Here is a 17,704-nt window from a genome sequence, read left to right as displayed (position 1 = left end):
GTTATTGTCCTTTGCTGATATAGAACGTAACGCGGTCGCCTTTGTTCGCCGGCTGATTAGGCGGGGGATCCTGCCTGAATACGGTGCCGCTCTCGGCGGGATTCGGTTCGATGAAGTACGAATACCGCATTCCGGCCGCTTTCACCGCCTGCTCCGCGGCTTCCTGGGTCATTCCGATCAGGTTCGGAATCTGGCCAGGCACCGCATCGTTTGGCGGCGTGGGCGTCGGTGTAGGCTCCGGTGTCGCCGTGTTACTCATCGGCGTAGGTGTAGGTGCCGGCGTGGCAGTCGCCGTATTGCCTGCCGTACCGCCGCTGCCGGGACCTTTGTTGGGTCCGCCCGGCAGCAGCATATACATGAAGACAGCGATGCCGAGCAGGACTATGGCGGCGGTCCCCAAGGTCCAGATGGTCCGCCTGAGCGGCATCCGCTCCCGGGTGTCGGCTACTTCCGCTTCCGGCTCCTTTGCCCTAGGGGGCTTCTCTGTCCGCCGCACCCGCTCCGGCGCAGGCTCTTCTTCCTGCCGGTACTGAATGCGCGGCGGTGCGGTCTCCCGTACCGGCTCCTTCGGAGCGGCCGGCGGGACGAACACCTTAGGCGGAGCCTCCGGCGATTTGTCCAGCGCGATGATTTCCCGCAGGCTGAATATAAAAGAAGACAGCGAAACTTCTTCGCGGAAAACACGGCGCGACAAAGCAAGCAGCGCCTCCTTCTGTCCGGACGTCAGACCGGTCAGGGCCGGCACCACATTCTCCTGGTACTGGTCGAACGTCGCCGGTCCTTGCTTCGAATGCGTGCTGATTTGATAGAGCAGCGTGCATAAACCGAGCGAGCCGCGCGAAATCAGTTTGCCGGGAGACCAGTAATTCATCACTTTCAGGCGGTTATCCTCCGTCAGCCACATATTCTCGGCCGTTACCGAGAAGCCGGAGATTCCCTCTTCCATCGCTTCCTGCATGCCTTTGCCCAAATCGAAAACAGCGGAGACAATTTCTATGCCCCGCATACGGTGGCGTCCCAGTTGAGCGGGAAGCGGTGTTCCTTTCTGTGCGGTCAATACCGTATAGACGTGATTTTCAGCAAGCCCCGCATTTAAAATATGAAAAAAACGTTCGTCCGAAAACTGCGCGGCCTGACCGAGCACACGCAAGTAATCGGATGATGAAGCGTCCCCTGATTTTTCTACCATGAGCAGAAATACATCCCGGTGCAAAGACAGGTCTTTCCCTGCATACATGACGCCATCCGCCAAAGGATGAATCGGTTCGGTCAAAACGTACCGCTCTCCAATGCGCTGTTCCATTCTAACAGTCCTCCCGTCCGTGCGATCCTCTACGATTCTCCAATCGTTCTCTTTCTATAGTATACCATTCGGAGCTCATTCATGTTTTGTGCGCGAAAACAAGCGTCTCTCGTGTCATTATGAAGGAAATCGAAGAAAATAGCAAAAATCCTCCCCGCTTCTTCCAGTTTTGAAAAAATGTTTTATAATGGGGAAAGGCCTTTCCGGTAAAGGCTGGAAACTAGACAGAGAGAACCTTAAAGGAAAAGGTGATGAGAAATGAACAGACCGCTTACCCGACGTCTGGACCGGCGATTTGTGACCGTATCTCAGATAAGCGCGCTGCTGACCAACGGCATTTTGCTGCTGGCTTCGCTTGTTTACCTGACTGTAGCGCAGAGCCGTGACTGGCTCATGCCGCCCGGCTGGATTGCCGTTGCCGTTTTCGCCGTATCGCTTGTATTGTTCACTTTCGTGATACCGCAGGCGAGATTCCGGCTCTATGCGTTCGAAGTGACCGAAGAAGAACTGGAAATCCGCAGCGGCTGGATCTGGATTACGAATATCCTGGTGCCGATGGTACGCGTCCAGCATGTCGAGCTGGAGCGTGGGCCGCTTCAGAGACATTACGGGATCGCCGAACTGAAAATTGTGACAGCCGCCACGACCCATCGGATCAGGGGCCTCAGCGAGGACGACGCGGAAGCTTTAAAACACCGGCTGGGCGTGCTCGCAAGGGCGGTGGACGAAGATGAATGAGCCGCGCAAGCTGCATAAGTCTTATATTCTTTTCCCCGTCTTGAAGGTGCTTCAAACTTTCGTTCCGATTTTTATGCTTTTGGCGATCCGGGAAGGAGAATGGCGATGGATTCCGTTTCTGATGCTGTTCGGCGTCGGCGCGCTGTTCGCGGGGTTCGGAGCAGTCGGCTGGAGCACGTTTCGCTACCGGTTGGAAGAAGATCGTCTGATCATTCAAAAAGGCCTTATTTTTCACGAGGAAAAAATGTTTTATTATCCAAGAATACATTCGATGAATACGGAACAGCCTTTTGTACAGCGGCTGCTTGGCGTCGTGCAGCTCAAGTTCGAAATGCCGGGCGGCAAAAATGAGTCGGACGGCGTACTGCCCGCCGTATCGGCTCAAGAAGCCGCAAGGATTATCCGGGAGATTAACGCTTATCTCTCCTCGTCCGGTTATTCTCCCGTTGCCGCAGAGAATGGTGAAGGAGACGGAAGCACGGAGAAGGCAGTGGAGCCGAATGCAGTGCCTGCCGTATCAAAAAGCCGCCTGCCGCATACCGCTTCTGCGGAAAAGACGGGCGTGTATGCTTACCGGGCAACGGCCGGAACGTTGATTCTTGCCGCGTTCTCCACGCTGAACATCGGGTTGATCGCGGCCTGCGTGGCCGGTGTCTTGTCTCTTGCCGACAACGTGCTTCCGGGCAATGTGTATGCACGGCTATGGAACGCGCGCAACGAGCTGCACGGGGGCTGGCTGGTCTACGTCCTGCTGGGCCTGGGCGGTTTGGCGGCGGCATGGCTGCTGGCGGGACTCTTGTATCTGCTCAAATACGCGGGCTTTACCGTCCGCGCCGAGGCCGGCACGCTCACCGTTTCCTACGGGCTGCTGGAAAAAAAGAAGCACACTTTCCAGGAGGCGCGCGTACAGGCGGTGCTGATTAAAGAAGGGCTGGTGCGGCAGCTTCTCGGACGGGCGCAAATCGAGCTGCGGGTCGTTTCTTCATCCAAAGGAGAAAAAATCATGCTCATGCCGCTGGTGTCCGCCAAGCGGATTCCGCAGCTTCTGCCGCAGCTGCTCCCGCGTTTCAGCCTGCCGGATATCGAGAGCCGCCCGCCGGCTAGAGCGCTGCTGTATTACAGCCGCACCGACGGTGCCGTAGTGGCCGTTCTTGCGGCGGCCGCCGTCTATTTCTGGGGGCCGGTCGCCCTCTGGGGACTGCTGCTGCTTTTGCTTGATTTCCTGTGGTCTTACTCCCGCTTCAGAAGCTCGGGAATGACACTGCAGGGAAACCAGCTTACCCTTCGCGGCCGGATGATCGCAAGGTCGACCTGGCTCGTTCGGCGCCCGCAAATGTTGAGCCTGCGCATGAAAGGCACCCGCTCTCAGCGGCGCAAGCAGCTCCTGAGCCTCTCCGTTTCGGTGATGGGAGACACGGGCTCAGCCGCATGCGAAGTCTCCTTCATCGAAGAGCGGGATGCGCAGCGGGTGTGGTCCTGGTTCAGCAGAAGCGCGGATCATGCGCAGGCCAAGGACTAACTCAGCGCTGGTGCCGGAGCCGGACGGCCCGGTAAATATCGAAATGAAAAGCGTCGATCACGTCCGCCGGAATATCGAACGGATTGACCGGCTTCAGGGGTTACTTCAAAAGAGTAACCCCCTCTTCGTTGTCCGGTTCATATCCGCTGCCGCCGATCCACTCCTCAAGCCGGCCGTATAGGTTCATCATTTCCTCGCGGCTGCCCCGGCAAGTAACGACGGCATAGGTCGTTTCCAGCATTGAAAGAAGCTCAAGATCGCCTGCGGCAGGAATCTCCCGGTTCTCCGGAAGACGCACGCTGGCTTTCTCGTTTTTTGCCTCTGTTTTCTCATGGAATGGAACATTTGTTCTCCCACCCGTAAAAAGCGCATTTTCGTTATCCGCACGTTCCTTCTTGTTCGCTTTCAGATGATTCCGCCGTTATCCAGCATTTTACTTCCGGCCCTTTCCGTTTCATCCGTCCTCCGTTGCTTTAAGGAGTAGGAGCGGACAAATCCTTGATTTGGCTGACATTCCTCACATTCGAAAGGAGATAAACGATCATGAAAACCATGTATACGACTTCCGCAACAGCTCAAGGTGGACGCAAAGGACGTGTGGCTACTCCCGACGGCAAACTGGATTTACAGCTCAGCATGCCCAAAGAAATGGGCGGTGACGGTGGCGAAGGAACGAACCCCGAACAATTGTTCGCTTCCGGCTATTCGGCTTGCTTTTTGAGCGCGGTAGAACTGGTCGCCAAGAAAAAAGGCATCTCCACGGAAAACGCGAAGCTGACGGCAGAGGTTTCGATCGGCAAAAACGAGGACGGAAGCCTGCAATTGTCGGCTAAACTCCAGCTATCCGTGCCCGGAGCGGATAAATCCGAGGTTGAAAAGCTGCTTGAAGAAGCTCATCAGGTTTGCCCGTATTCCCGTGCCACACGCGGAAATATTGAGGTAGATCTTCAAGCGGTTTAATTCTTCCAATCCCTACCTGGATAAAGTGGATTGCCGTCCCGCTCATAGGCTACAATAGAAAAGACGGATATTTTCGTCCATTTTTCCGGTAGAAGGAGATCCTCTTATGAAAAACTTTACTTTCCATAATCCGACCAAGCTCATTTTCGGCAAAGGGCAGCTGCAGCAGCTTCCTAAAGAGCTTACCGCATACGGCAAAAGAGTGCTTCTCGTGTACGGCGGCGGCAGTATTAAACGCAGCGGGCTTTACGACCAGGTCGTTTCCCTGCTCAAAGAGGCCGGTGCCGAAATTTTCGAACTGGCCGGCGTAGAGCCGAACCCCCGCGTAAGTACGGTCAAGCGCGGCGCGGATCTCTGCAAGAAAGAAAAGATCGACGTGATTCTTGCCGTAGGCGGCGGCAGCGTCATCGACTGCACGAAAGCGATCGCAGCGGGCGCTAAATACGACGGCGACGTGTGGGATTTCATGACCCGCAAAGCATCCCCCGCGGATGCCTTGCCGTTCGGAACCGTCCTGACGCTGGCGGCGACCGGTTCGGAAATGAACTCCGGTTCCGTCATCACCAACTGGGAAACCCAAGAGAAATACGGCTGGGGTTCCCCGCTCGTTTTCCCGAAATTCTCCATTCTCGATCCGGTCTTCACGGCAACCGTGCCCAAAGATCAGACGGTGTACGGCATGGTGGACATTATGTCGCACGTATTCGAGCAGTACTTCCATCATACGCCGAACACACTTGTCCAAGACGGCTTTTGCGAGACCATCTTGAAATCTGTGATCGAAACGGCTCCGAAGCTGGTTAACGATCTGGAGAATGACGAATACCGGGAAACCATTCTCTACAGCGGCACGATGGCTTTGAACGGCATTCTGGCCATGGGTGTACAGGGAGACTGGGCGACCCACAATATCGAGCATGCGGTTTCGGCCGTTTACGATATTCCGCACGGCGGAGGTCTTGCCATTCTGTTCCCGAACTGGATGACGCACGTTCTCGATGAGAATGTGGGACGTTTCAAGCAGTTCGCGGTCCGTGTATTCGGCATCTCGGCTGATGGCAAATCCGACCGTGATGTCGCGCTTGAAGGCATTGAAGCGCTGCGCAGCTTCTGGAATTCGATCGGCGCGCCAAGCCGTCTGGCGGATTACGACATCGACGACAGCAAGCTCGACGTCATGGTCGACCGTGCGATGGTCTACGGTCCGTTCGGCTACTTCAAGCGTCTGGACCGTGAAGACGTGACGGCCATTTACAAGGCGTCGCTGTAACGGTCCCGAGCTGCACGGCACGGTCCTTCCCGGCAACGCTGCCGCAAGGCGCACGCCTCGTGAAGGCCAGGCCCAAGCTCCTGCTGAACATAGAAGAAGCCCCGCTTCATTGACGATTGTCAGTGAAGCGGGGCTTCTTTGTGTCAGCAGGCTTGACCTGCCCGGCACGGTTCAACGCCGCGTCTATGCCTCCCCGCGGCCGGTCACGCCCTGCCAGGCTTCCCGCCAGGCGGCGAGCTTGCGCTCCCAGCCCATCGCGTTGGCCGGACTCGACGACGGCAGCCGGACAAAGCCGAGCCGGCTATCGGCGAGCAGGTGCCCGGCATGTTTGCGGAACAGTTTCTCGGAAGCCGCGCCGTTAAACAGGACGGTGCGAAGGTTCGGATATTCCGCAAACAACGCGTCAAAATCGTTCACGGCCGGCTCCCGGATGTTCGCGTCCAGACTCCCCTCCCGCTCGCAGGAAGCGAGCACATCCCATAGAGCGATTTTGCGGCCCAGCGCAAACCGCAGCCGCTCTTCATAGGTACCCGGCACATGGTCTTCACCGTGCAGCGAAGCCAGCAACCTCCAGAAATCGTTGCGCGGATTTCCGTAGTATTCCTGTCTTTCCAGCGAAAGCTCTCCCGGCATGGAGCCCAGAATCAGAACAACGCTGTCCGGAGCGATGACGGGCTCGAATCCCATACATAACATAAGTACCTTCTCCTCTTCTTATTTTCCCCATCCCGATGCGTAGAAGCCATGCTCGCGATGCCACTCCGCATAGAAAATATCTTTAATCTGCTTGAACCCCGATTCCTTCATCTGTTCCTTCAGCCACTCTTCGTCGCGGCCGATGCGTTCCAGCTCTTTGAATTTGATTTCTCCTTCTTCAATTAGAGGAACCGGGAGTTCGACGGGTTCATCCGGCAGGTTCAAGTCTCCCCGAACGACCGTATCGTACGGCGATTTTTTCAAAATACTGAGCGAGCCGTTGTTTTCGAAAATACCGTAAGCGACTTCGTGAAGGGAAAAAATCCCCTGCTCCCTCAGCAGCATAAGAAGCTGTTCCAAATCGAGACTGTTCGATCGCATAGCTTTTACGTTCAGCTTCCCTTTCTCAATGACCACTGCCGGACTTCCTTCGAAAGCGCGGCGCAGCTTTTTATATTTTTGAGTGATTTTTTCGAAGGTCAGGGAAAGCACGGTCCAGAAGGCGAGCGCAAACAGAAGCTCAAGATATTTGACCTCTTTATCATACACGGTGTTCCCCACAAGTTCACTCAGCATAAGAGCGGAAACGAAATCGAACGGGGTGAGCTGGGAAATTTCCTTTTTGCCGAGCAGCCGGGTCATCCCCCATAAGCCGATGAATCCGGTAATCAGTTTGATGCCGATGTACATAAAATCCATATTGGAACCCCCGCTTTCTGGTCTACGTTTTCTGGGCTGCGTAATGTCGGTAACCTGAATATTAGCCGTCAAGGCGTTCAGTTAGTACTCAATAACCGGAAAAGCCTGCTTGCAAACAGGAATTCCGCGTCAGCCGGGCATGGTATATAATAGGAAGACGGAGATCACGGATAAACAAGGAAGAAATGAAGAAAGGTTTCATTAAGTAACATAATATTTATTATGTAAACTTTAAGTCGTCTTATTTTAAGATGCCAAATTATACCTGATGACGCTGTTCGATGTTTGAGGCTCGCTTGATTAAGAAAGGTATTGAGGTGCACCCCATGAATATTCAAAAACAAAAAGACCGTGAAGAACTCGATAAAAAGATTCCTTCTATGCCTTGGTATGTGGATAAATTCATCCATCACAAACTTCCGGACCTCTCCCCTTCCACTCTGCTGGAGTATGTACGGGATTATGAAACGTTCTTTTCCTGGCTTCTGGCCGAGGGACTCAGTACCGCGGAACGGATGGCGGACATTCCACTGGAGGATTTGGAAAAGCTCCATATGGAAAGCGTCGATCATTACCGGGCTTATCTGGCGACCAAGAAAGATCAAGCCAACACGAAGATTACGATTAACCGTAAAATTTCATCTCTGCGCTCTTTGTTTCACTACTTGAGTCAGATTGCGGAGGATGAGAATTATTATCCGCTGCTTAAACGAAACGTGATGGCCAAGATCGAAATCAAGCGGACGAACAAGGCCAAAGATCTGGCGGGAAAATTGGAAGGAAAGCTTCTTCAGGAGAATGAAATCTTCGAATTTATCGACTATATCCGCAGCGGGTACGAGCATGACATCGCGAACAATAAACAGGCCCTGTATGCGTATGAACTGAACAAAATCCGCGATGCCTGCATCGTAAGCCTTATTCTTCATTCGGGTCTTCGCGTGTCGGAAGTCGTTAATTTAACGCAGGACGATCTCGATATGAAAAAAAGAACCGTGTACGTGTACCGCAAAGGGAACAACGACGGTTCCTTCAAAACAAGGGTTTTCTTCCGGCAGGAGGCCGTGGACGATTTAACCTGTTACCTGCAGCTTAGAGACACCCGGTACCATCCCCCCAAGAAGGAAAAAGCGCTTTTTCTTACGATTCCTAACGGTAAAAAGGAAGGGCAGCTAATGTCCAAACGGGCCATTCAGGAAATGGTTATCAAATATGCGAAGCGCTTCGGCAAACCTTTTCTAAGCGTACATAAGCTGCGGCATTCATTCGCGACCGACTATTATTTGCAAAACGATTTGTACAAGACACAGGAACAGCTTGGACACGCGTCGTCCGATACCACGCAAATTTATGCCCATTTGACCGATAAAACGATGGAAGAAGCGATCGATAAAAGGAAAGAAGGATAAATATTCATTCACGCCGCTAATGATTAATATCATTAAATATATCTGATTTTTCATCCGCCCCTATCAAAACCTTTGGGACCGGCGCGTCAAGACCGATAAGGAAAAGCAAGTCTCTCGCAAAATAATTAACGAGGTTAATTATATATAGTTAATGCCATAAATAAATGTTTGTTTTCCGTCAGATTCCGTTACACTCACTCTACTCTGTCGCAAAGGATGCCGTGATCATGATGACAATAACCACTGATCTTATCTACTTCCGCTATTTAACCGAGGAGGATGCTCCCGCTCTCCTCTCTTTAATGCACAGAAACCGGGCCCATTTTGAGCCCTTTACGATTACACGTCCCGACACGTTTTATACACTTGAAGAACAAACCGCACGGATACGGATGTGGGACGAGAACAGATCGGCGGACAAAAGCTATAACTTTGGTCTGTTTTTCAAAGAAAACGATGAGCTGATCGGTGAACTATCCTTGTTTCACGTCGCCCGAGAACCGGCGCACAAATGCATGATGGGGTACTGTCTGGATCATGCTTACCAGGGCAAAGGGATTATGTCGCAAGCGGCACGTCTTGCCCTGGACTTCGCTTTCGATGAGGCCGGGTTTCACCGGGTGGAGGCGGGGGTCATGCCTCATAATGTCGGCTCTATCCGGGTGCTGGAAAAGGCGGGGTTTCAGCGTGAAGGGGTCGCCCGCAAAAACGTGAAAATCAACGGAGTCTGGCAGGATCATGTGATGTTTGCCATTCTCGAAGAAGACGAACGGCCGCGCTCTTAACTACCGGCCGGATCACTTTCCACATAACAAAAGACAGTTCACACGAGCTTGCATAAGCTCTCCTGAACTGTCTTTTTTCAATGCGCCTAACGGCCTTGACCGGCATATAAGCTTTGGTCCGGTTCACTGTTTCCGTTTACGCAGGCCTTTTGCCGGTTTGCGCGCAGCCGGTTTCTTTTTCACCGGTTTCTTGCTCCCTTTCCTTCGTTTGCGGGGAACCGGCAGCGGATCCCGCTGGGGAAGGACGGAGCCTGGCTCATGACGGAACGTGCTTTCGGGCGGCCGCCTGCTTTCCTCTCTGATTGCCTCTTCCCTTCTGCGCTCCGCCAGAAGAACCGGCTCTTCGTAAGTGCCCTGGGCCAGCTCATCCAGCTCCTGCTGAGAAATCGGCTCCTTAACGGCTACGAAATAATACAAGATTTCGTCCACCACATTTAGCGTGGATTGCCGGAGCATACGCCGGTCTTCTTCATCGTAAATGGGAGACAGATACTGCGGCAGATAAAAGAATTCGCAGCGCAGCAGCCTCAAATCGATCTCGGCCTTGGCCTCCTTATCCCATCCGGCCGGCACGTCGGTCATATAGCTGTTTTCACGCATAGGATCGTATACATACAACTCGTTCGTAAAAAACCGGGGCAGTTGTTCGTCAAACCGGGAACGGAACTTCGGGTTAAGCGCATGATAGGATGTATGAGCGTATGGAGCAAGCAGACAGATGACTGCTTTATGCCGGCAAACCCGGTAAATCTCCTTCATTACGTTCATCAGATCGGGCACGTATTCCAGCGAACGGCTGGCCATGACGAAATCAACCGTACCGGTTTCTAGAGGGATACCATCGTTTAAATCGCACTGGAGATCAACACCGGGGAGCGGCTCCTTGTCGATGCCGATAAAACCGGGATGTTTGCGCAGGCCGCATCCCAAATCTATTTTCATTCCCATCGCTCCCTATCCTTTTACCGGATACTATTACCGTATGGAAGAAGAGAATGTTTGGCATGAGTCAAGCGCCAATCTCGCGGAAATTGTGCGAATCGGCTTGCCTGTGTCTAGAGGTATCGGGATCTTCAGGTTCCAGAATAAGCGTCACTTCAAGCGTGGCCACATTTTTCCCCGTATAGATCGGTTCCAGAAGCTCGGGAATGCCGAATTTTTTGGTTTCCAGGCCGCTGCACCTTGCTTTTAGCTCCATCCGGCCGCCGGTATGCGTGATCTCCCCTTTAAACTGGATCGGTTGGGTCATATTCCGAACGGTCATTTCGCCCTCGATCGTCAGCGGATGAGGTTCCCCTTCCAGCAGCGGTTTTTCGAACCCGCCCACTTTAACGATCCGAAACGAGGCTTCCGGGTAAGATTTAACGTTAAAAAAATACCAGTCCCGCAGTTTGGCGTTCCAGGCAGGATCTTCCGAATAAAGAGAGGTCATGTCGGCGGCAATCGTCCCGACTACGGGTTCCGTCTCTTCCTTGTTGATGGTTAACAGCCCCGAAAGCTTCGGAAACGTCAAATCCAGTGATTCGTGAGGAGATAGGACCGAAACCGCCGCCGAAGACCCTGCAGTCACTTTCCATGTTTTTGCCAATTGGAGCGGCCCCAGCTTATCCCCTCTTTGTATTTCTTTTTCCTGGACCCACAAAGTATCCCTGGCTATGGCGATATATCCCGTCAAACTCCCCAAAATCAGAACAGCTCCAAGCGTACCGAACCACCAATAGCGACTCCGATTCATTCGTAAGCAGTCCCCCCTTTTTGGCATAACCGGATAGCTTTCAATTGTTTACATAATATTTATTATGAAAACTAATTCACTTGTCTTATAAGCGTTTTCAATTCATCTCCTAAAAGCCACCGTTATAGGAATTTTGTCCTAGGTAACTAATTCGTCGTAAAAATTCATATTCCTCTCCTTATTTTTCTGGGTATACGGAATTATTCAAATTTTAAGTCAATTTTTACATTCGCCGGGATTCGAGTACAATAATGAAGCAACCACTCCCTTTAAGAAGGTGTTAGCTTGAAAACTCATCTCTTGATTGCCGATGACGATGCGCATATCCGCGAGCTTCTGCAATTTATTTTCAAAAAGGAAAATTATCTCGTATCCGAGGCCGCTGACGGCGAAGAAGCCGCCGCACTGCTGGAACGGGAGCAAATTCATCTCGCGGTTATCGACGTTATGATGCCGGGTAAAAACGGACTGGAGCTTTGCGAAGAAATTCGCAGCTATTACGATATCCCGGTTATTTTGCTTACGGCCAAAGGTGAACTTGAGGACAAGGAAAAAGGATATTTATCCGGGACGGACGATTATCTCGTAAAACCGTTCGAGCCTAAAGAACTACTTTTCCGAGTGAAAGCTCTGCTTCGGAGGTATCAGCTCGTTTCCTCGGAAGTTATCGCACTGAACCGGACGGTTATAGATCGCAAGAGCTATGAAATACATATGAACGGAGAGACCTATGTCATTCCGCTCAAAGAATTTGAACTGCTCGCTCAACTGGCCAGCCAGCCGGGACGCATTTTTACGAGGGAACAGCTCCTGAAACTGGTTTGGGGAGCCGACTATGAAGGAGGCAGCCGGACAATCGATGTGCATATCAAGCGGCTTCGGGAACGTTTTCACGAGAAAACGAGCGACTTCGTGCTGACAACGGTACGCGGCCTCGGCTACAAATTAGAGGTGTGCTCCACATGAAGACCTTGTATGTACGGATCGTCGTCACTTTCCTTCTGATCGCCGTGATCAGCAGCGCGGCCGCACTTCTCTTATCCAACAGCTACTACTCCGCCAAGCTCCGGGACTATAACGAACAGAAGATTCTGAGAATTTCTCAGGAAATCCGGGGCCTGTACGAGGAAATTCCGGGACTTGCGCCGGGCGAGTATTTGACCCGCATCGCCAATATGGGGTTTCAGGTTTATGCGGTAGACGACAGCCTGCGGGGAACTTTTTACGGGTCGCCTTTTAAACATAAGGAGATCGAACGGGACACGATTGTCCGCGTGCTGAACGGCGAAACTTACCACGGAGTTATGGAAGAACGCCACCTGCTCCTCGTCACGGGTTTTTTCGAGAACAGCATCCGCAACAGCATCGGTCTTCCGGTTCGAAGCGGCGGCAAAACCATCGCCTTGTTCATTCGTCCCGACATGGAGCAGCAGATCGGAGAAGTCCGGATTCTGATGGCGCTTCTACTCGGCTTCACGTTCCTGCTCAGTCTGGTGCTGATTGTTATTTCCACCCGCTTTATCGTTAAGCCCGTACAGAAATTGACGGAAGCCACGAACAAGATCGTAGGCGGAGACTACAACATCCGCATGGACGTCACGCGGCGTGACGAAATCGGCAACTTGGCCCGGCATTTTACGCAGATGGCACAGTCGCTGGAAAAACTCGATCAGATGCGGCAGGAGTTTGTCGCCAATGTCTCGCATGAAATTCAGTCTCCTCTCACGACGATTCAAGGTTTTGCCCAGAGCATGCTGGAAAAAGGCGCTTCCCCCGAGGAAGAACGGAGATACCTCCGGATTATTGAAGAAGAAAGCCGCCGGCTGTCGTCCCTCAGCAAAGAGCTTCTGACGCTCGCCGCTCTGGACAAAGAAACGAGTGCCCTCAAACCTTCCTCCTTCCGGCTGGACGAGCAGATCCGCCAAATTTTCATTACGACGGAATGGCAGTGGACGGAAAAAGAGCTTCAGCTTCAGCTGGATCTCCCCGAACTGGTCATTCGCGCGGATTCGCAGCTTCTGCATCAGGTGTGGTTGAATCTGATTGCCAACAGCATCAAATTTACCCGGCCGGGAGACACGATCTCCGTTCAGATCCGGCAAGAACAACAAGAAATCCTCGTCTCAATCGGCGATACCGGACCGGGTATCCCTCCCGAAGACCTCCCCCATATTTTTGACCGCTTCTATAAAGGGGATAAATCCCGCAACCGCTCCCGCTCCGGCAGCGGCCTCGGACTGTCCATCGCTCATAAAATCGTCGCCTTGCACCGGGGCAGCATCGAAGCGAAGAGCCTTCCGGGCGAAGGAACGCTATTTCAGATTCGGCTTCCAAAACTGTAATCTTCCGTTCATCGTCCGTTCATAATCCTGTCCTACAATTCATTTGAGAATAAGGACAGGAGGTTATGAGCATCAAAAACAACCCGTGGAACAAACTCGCGCGCGCCGTAAGCTCCCCCAGAGGGGCTAAAATCGTCGCCGCCGTATGGATAATCGCGATCGTGGCACTCGCCCTGGCTGCGCCTGGATCGAAACAGGTTGCCGTAAGCAGCGGAGAAGGCAGCGCCTTTAGTCAAACGTCTTCGGAAGAAGCTCAAAAAATAATAGATGAGCGGTTTCCATCCGAGGATGGTTTGACGGCTCTGCTCGTTTTTCACGGCAAAAATCCGATTACGGCGGAAGAACGAGCCAAGATCGCCGGTATCAGCGAATGGCTGGCCTCCGCCGGCAAACCGCCGCAGATTGCCGGTGCGCTCCCTTTTCACACGCTGCCCAAAGCAGTCCAGGACAAGATGTTTTCCGATGACGGAACGACAATTCTGCTGAACGCCGCTTTCCAGAAGAATTTGGAATCCGGACAGCTATACGAAGGGCTGCAGCAAATCCGTACGCACGTCGAACAGATGGGAATCGGTTCGCTCGATTTCAAGATCACGGGCCCGGCCGGCATCGCGGCGGACACCACTTCCCTCTTCAAGAACGCCGACTTCGTCCTCATGTTCGCTACCGTCGGCCTGATTCTGGTGATTCTCATGATCATTTACCGGTCACCGCTTCTTGCCGTTATCCCTCTTGTCATTTCCGGTATGGTCTACATGGTCGTGGACCGGATACTCGGTCTTGCCGGGAAATACGGCTGGTTTCTCGTTGACAAACAGGCACTGTCCATCATGATGATCCTGCTCTTCGCCGTGCTGACCGATTACTGTTTGTTTGTACTAACCCGCTACAGAGAAGAACTCCAGACCTCCGCGGACAAATACGAAGCCATGCGGCATGCCCTAAGTCGGGTGGCTGAGCCAATCCTCTTCAGCGGCGGGACGGTCCTTATCGCCATGCTCACGTTGTTTGCGGCCGTATTCAAACCGTACCACCATTTTGCGCCCGTTTTCTCGGCAGCCATGGCCGTTATTATACTCGGCGGCCTTACGCTTATCCCCGCTGTCTTTGCCCTGCTGGGCCGGAAAGCGTTCTGGCCTTTTGTGCCGAAGCTTTCGAAATCTTCAGCGGGTAAGACAAGGGGGTTTTGGGCTTCATTGGGCGGATTCGTCACCCGCAAGCCCGGTTTGACGGCAGGTATCCTGCTCCTTGCCCTGCTAGCGTCTTCGCTTAGCGTTACTTCGATGAAGTATTCGTTTAATCTCTTGAAATCTTTTCCGGACAGCACTTCATCCCGCCAAGGCTTCGAAATTCTTGAAACCAAATTCCCGCCGGGACAGCTCGCCCCGGTATCGGTTCTTTTAACTTCGGAGAAAAGACTGCCGCTTGACGCCGGCTTTTACGAGAAGGTCGCCGCCCTGACCGGCCTCTTAAAAAATCAGCCGGGCGTAAACGCCGTCTCACCGGAAATTATGCCCGCTTTACCCGCAAGCGGTTCGCAGCTTCCGAAAAATGTGTTAGCTGCGGACGGAACCGCCTTGAAGCTGCAATTGACGCTGGAGAGCAATCCGTACGAGCCGGTCTCTCTCGATCGGATCGATCTGCTTCGCGGCAGCAGTCCGGCGCTTCTGGAGAAAAGCGGACTGAGTCCGTCCGAATTTACCCTGCATTACGCAGGACAAACGGCGGAGCAGCTCGATGTCAGGAACATGAACAAGAGGGATACGATTCTTCTTTTCTCACTGATCACGCTATTTATTACGATCATGCTGCTCATTCAGACCCAATCGTTTAAACACGCGCTAACCATGATCGCAACGATGCTGCTGTCCTACACGGCTACACTCGGCCTCGGCTGGATGATCTTTCACTTCGTGCTGGGTTATGATTCCATCAGCTATCGTTTGCCCGTTTACACCTTCGTATTCCTCATCGCACTGGGCGTCGATTACAACATTATGCTCGTATCGCGCATCAAAGAAGAGGCGTCGCGGTACCCTTGGAAAGAAGCCGTAAGCCGCGGCGTCGCTCTGACGGGAGGAGTTATCTCATCCGCCGGGCTCATTCTTGCCGCCACCTTCACGGTGCTCATAACCCAACCGCTGCAGGAGCTCTTTCTGTTCGGCTTGACGATGGCCCTCGGCATTCTTCTCGATACGTTCCTGGTCCGGGGCATGCTGCTTCCCGCTCTGCTCGTGTTTACCGGCGACCGCAAGAAGAGCGGGATAACCCGCGAAACCGGGACAGACCTCACTGCGCCCCGGTAACAAAACTAATCTCAGGAGGAGCTTTTGACATGTTCGGATGGATGTTATTTCTTCATATAACGGGCTTACTCGGCTGGCTGGGTGCTCTGCTCGGTATTCTTGTCACCATGCTTTTGCTGAGAAAACAGCTGGGTACGTCCGATGCCAACAGCCTAGCAGGAAAAACGATCCGTGTATTCGGACGAATCGCGCACCCCAGCTCGATTCTCGTTCTCCTCAGCGGAGTGTATCTTATTCTGCAAATGGGAATCGGAACCGACAAGCCGCTCTGGCTTCAAGTGATGGAAAAAGGCGGAGGCACGATCATTCTGCTCGCGGTCATTTTTACATCCGTACTGGGCAGCAAAATGAACAAACGGTTGAACTCATCGGGCGGGACTTCCGTCCGATTAACCGGTTACCTCAGCACGGTGGGAGCCTTCATGTTTCTGATCGTTTCGGTCGTTCTTGTCGTCAGCTTGAAACTGTAAGCCGCGATTGCTCGTGGCAAACAAAAAAAACGCCGTTAATGGCGTTTTTTTGTTCGTTTTCTTAATTAGATCCGCCGGCCGGAACCAGCTTCTGTTTGTTTTTGTTGCTCCAGGAGGTCGAAATGATGAAAGAAATGACCAGGATCACCGCACCGAACATATACGGGAGGTTAATTTGTACGTCGAACAGGATACCCGCGATGGCTGGCCCGAAAATATTTCCGAGGCTCATGTACGCATTGTTCATCCCCGCGACGAAACCTTGCTCATCTCCCGCCATTTTGGACAAGAGTGTATTGATTGCGGGCCGCATGATGGAAGTCAAGGTAAAGAACATCATCGTAATCACTAGAATATACCAGAAGTTGCCCGATAGAAGCATCAGAATCAGACACACCGCCGACAGGATAAAGGTCAAGTTAATGAGCTTCTTCTCTCCGAAGCGGCGGATCAGCTTATCGATCAGCATCGCCTGAATAACGGCGCCTATCAACGCTCCGACAGTAATCAGAATCGAAATATCCTTCGCTGTGTAACCGTATTTGTTATCCACGAACAGCGGGAATACCGCTTCAAAGTTAGCCAGACCGAAGGTCAGGGCGAACACAAGCAGCAGCAGGATGAAATACGGAGCTTTGAACGACTGTCCCAGTTGGATAAAAATACTTTCCTTCTTCACCTGAGACGAACGGTTAGCGGCAAGCTCTTCTTTGGTGAGCGATTCCGGCAGAACAAGCAGGGAACCGATCATAGCCAAAGCGCCGACCGCGGACGACACGTAGAACGGAGCCCGCAAGCCGAGTTCCGCCAGAAACCCGCCGATGCCGGGTCCGATAACGAAACCGAGCGACATGGCCGCCCCGAGCATCCCCATTCCTTTACCGCGTTTCTCGTCGGTCGTAATGTCCGCGATGTAAGCCATCATAGATGGAATCATGGCAGCCGCCCCGATCCCGCCGATGAGACGGGAAGTATAAAGCATCCAGACTTCGGAAGCCATGGCGAAAAGCAGATTAGAAACCGTGAACAGCGCCAGACCGGACACGATCATAATTCTGCGGCCGTATTTATCCGACCACTCTCCCCCGATCGGAGAGAAAATAAACTGAGTAAGGCCGAAGGCCGCGACGAGGTAGCCCGCTGTTTTGCCTCCGAGACCAAATTCTTTTAAAAATTCAGGCAGGACCGGAATAATAAGTCCGATACCGAGCATCGCGATAAACATATTGATCATCAAGATGACCAACGGCGAGCGGCGGTTCTTCATTGTGCTCATTTGGATTCTCCCTTCAGCTATCCTTGTGTAAGGGTAACTGCTTCTTTTTGTATTACAGAAGTATAGCGCACAGATTAACTTTTAGTCAATTTGTAATGTTGTAAAGTTTTTTTATAAATTAACTTTCCTGGACAGGTTTGACTTTGAACACATCTCATTTCTATGATATGGTTGGTATTTAATGCTTAACCGAGGT

The 17,704-nt window shown here is 52.6% G+C and carries 17 protein-coding genes; 10 read left to right on the top strand and 7 right to left on the bottom strand.

The window, feature by feature from the left end; genetic code table 11:
• Nucleotide 1 precedes the first annotated feature (1 nt).
• Nucleotides 2-1,303 carry a Stk1 family PASTA domain-containing Ser/Thr kinase gene (locus PCH01S_RS01255; protein WP_042226041.1) on the bottom strand — a complete coding sequence of 434 codons (1,302 nt, stop codon included), beginning with the start codon at nucleotides 1,301-1,303 and terminating at the stop codon, nucleotides 2-4.
• Nucleotides 1,304-1,561: 258 nt separating this feature from the next.
• On the opposite strand from PCH01S_RS01255, the gene PCH01S_RS01250 reads away from it, so the two are divergent.
• Nucleotides 1,562-2,041: a PH domain-containing protein gene (locus PCH01S_RS01250; protein ID WP_042226039.1), complete on the top strand. Its 480-nt coding sequence runs from the start codon at nucleotides 1,562-1,564 to the stop codon at nucleotides 2,039-2,041.
• A complete protein-coding gene (locus tag PCH01S_RS01245; protein WP_042226038.1) occupies nucleotides 2,034-3,560 on the top strand; it encodes a PH domain-containing protein in 1,527 nt (508 codons plus the stop codon). Before PCH01S_RS01250 ends, PCH01S_RS01245 begins: the two co-directional genes overlap by 8 nt.
• Before the next feature lie 100 nt (nucleotides 3,561-3,660).
• On the opposite strand, the gene PCH01S_RS01240 is transcribed toward PCH01S_RS01245, so the two are convergent.
• Entirely contained in the window at nucleotides 3,661-3,858 is a 198-nt protein-coding gene (locus PCH01S_RS01240) for a hypothetical protein (protein WP_042226036.1), read from the bottom strand.
• Between the two features lie 245 nt (nucleotides 3,859-4,103).
• Between PCH01S_RS01240 and PCH01S_RS01235 the strand changes: the two genes are divergently transcribed.
• Complete coding sequence (locus PCH01S_RS01235) at nucleotides 4,104-4,520, top strand: organic hydroperoxide resistance protein (RefSeq protein ID WP_042226034.1); 417 nt, start codon at nucleotides 4,104-4,106, stop codon at nucleotides 4,518-4,520.
• Nucleotides 4,521-4,626: 106 nt separating this feature from the next.
• Nucleotides 4,627-5,790 (top strand): iron-containing alcohol dehydrogenase, encoded by a 1,164-nt coding sequence (locus tag PCH01S_RS01230; RefSeq protein ID WP_042226031.1) that lies wholly within the window; start codon nucleotides 4,627-4,629, stop codon nucleotides 5,788-5,790.
• A gap of 183 nt (nucleotides 5,791-5,973) precedes the next feature.
• Here the strand turns inward: PCH01S_RS01230 and PCH01S_RS01225 are convergent, their stop codons facing one another.
• Together PCH01S_RS01225 and PCH01S_RS01220 are read right to left on the bottom strand one after the other, a co-directional pair.
• Nucleotides 5,974-6,486, bottom strand: a complete 513-nt coding sequence (locus PCH01S_RS01225; protein WP_042226028.1) for a DNA-deoxyinosine glycosylase — start codon at nucleotides 6,484-6,486, stop codon at nucleotides 5,974-5,976.
• A gap of 18 nt (nucleotides 6,487-6,504) precedes the next feature.
• Entirely contained in the window at nucleotides 6,505-7,185 is a 681-nt protein-coding gene (locus tag PCH01S_RS01220) for a DUF421 domain-containing protein (protein ID WP_042226025.1), read from the bottom strand.
• A gap of 326 nt (nucleotides 7,186-7,511) precedes the next feature.
• Here PCH01S_RS01220 and xerS point away from each other — a divergent pair, with 326 nt between their 5' ends.
• Nucleotides 7,512-8,594, top strand: coding sequence for a tyrosine recombinase XerS (gene xerS, locus PCH01S_RS01215; protein WP_042226023.1), 1,083 nt, complete (start codon nucleotides 7,512-7,514; stop codon nucleotides 8,592-8,594).
• A 230-nt stretch (nucleotides 8,595-8,824) separates the two neighbouring features.
• Entirely contained in the window at nucleotides 8,825-9,379 is a 555-nt protein-coding gene (locus PCH01S_RS01210) for a GNAT family N-acetyltransferase (RefSeq protein ID WP_042226272.1), read from the top strand.
• Nucleotides 9,380-9,502: 123 nt separating this feature from the next.
• Here the strand turns inward: PCH01S_RS01210 and PCH01S_RS01205 are convergent, their stop codons facing one another.
• Both PCH01S_RS01205 and PCH01S_RS01200 read right to left on the bottom strand, forming a co-directional pair.
• Complete coding sequence (locus PCH01S_RS01205) at nucleotides 9,503-10,321, bottom strand: class I SAM-dependent methyltransferase (RefSeq protein ID WP_042226269.1); 819 nt, start codon at nucleotides 10,319-10,321, stop codon at nucleotides 9,503-9,505.
• A gap of 67 nt (nucleotides 10,322-10,388) precedes the next feature.
• Nucleotides 10,389-11,114 (bottom strand): YceI family protein, encoded by a 726-nt coding sequence (locus tag PCH01S_RS01200; protein WP_241688669.1) that lies wholly within the window; start codon nucleotides 11,112-11,114, stop codon nucleotides 10,389-10,391.
• 285 nt (nucleotides 11,115-11,399) lie between these two features.
• Here PCH01S_RS01200 and PCH01S_RS01195 point away from each other — a divergent pair, with 285 nt between their 5' ends.
• From PCH01S_RS01195 to PCH01S_RS01180, 4 genes are all read left to right on the top strand, one after another.
• A complete protein-coding gene (locus PCH01S_RS01195; protein WP_042226020.1) occupies nucleotides 11,400-12,080 on the top strand; it encodes a response regulator transcription factor in 681 nt (226 codons plus the stop codon).
• Nucleotides 12,077-13,456, top strand: coding sequence for a sensor histidine kinase (locus tag PCH01S_RS01190; RefSeq protein WP_042226019.1), 1,380 nt, complete (start codon nucleotides 12,077-12,079; stop codon nucleotides 13,454-13,456). Before PCH01S_RS01195 ends, PCH01S_RS01190 begins: the two co-directional genes overlap by 4 nt.
• Before the next feature lie 65 nt (nucleotides 13,457-13,521).
• Nucleotides 13,522-15,762: an MMPL family transporter gene (locus tag PCH01S_RS01185; RefSeq protein WP_042226016.1), complete on the top strand. Its 2,241-nt coding sequence runs from the start codon at nucleotides 13,522-13,524 to the stop codon at nucleotides 15,760-15,762.
• A 29-nt stretch (nucleotides 15,763-15,791) separates the two neighbouring features.
• Entirely contained in the window at nucleotides 15,792-16,232 is a 441-nt protein-coding gene (locus tag PCH01S_RS01180; protein WP_042226014.1) for a hypothetical protein, read from the top strand.
• A 61-nt stretch (nucleotides 16,233-16,293) separates the two neighbouring features.
• Here PCH01S_RS01180 and PCH01S_RS01175 read toward each other — a convergent pair whose 3' ends face one another.
• Entirely contained in the window at nucleotides 16,294-17,508 is a 1,215-nt protein-coding gene (locus PCH01S_RS01175) for an MFS transporter (protein ID WP_042226011.1), read from the bottom strand.
• Between the last annotated feature and the right edge of the window lie 196 nt (nucleotides 17,509-17,704).

Source organism: Paenibacillus chitinolyticus NBRC 15660, assembly GCF_000739915.1.
Classification (GTDB): domain Bacteria; phylum Bacillota; class Bacilli; order Paenibacillales; family NBRC-103111; genus Paenibacillus_F; species Paenibacillus_F chitinolyticus.
The sequence above is the reverse complement of the archived record's forward strand: the minus strand, read 5'-3'. Positions and strand labels throughout refer to the sequence as shown.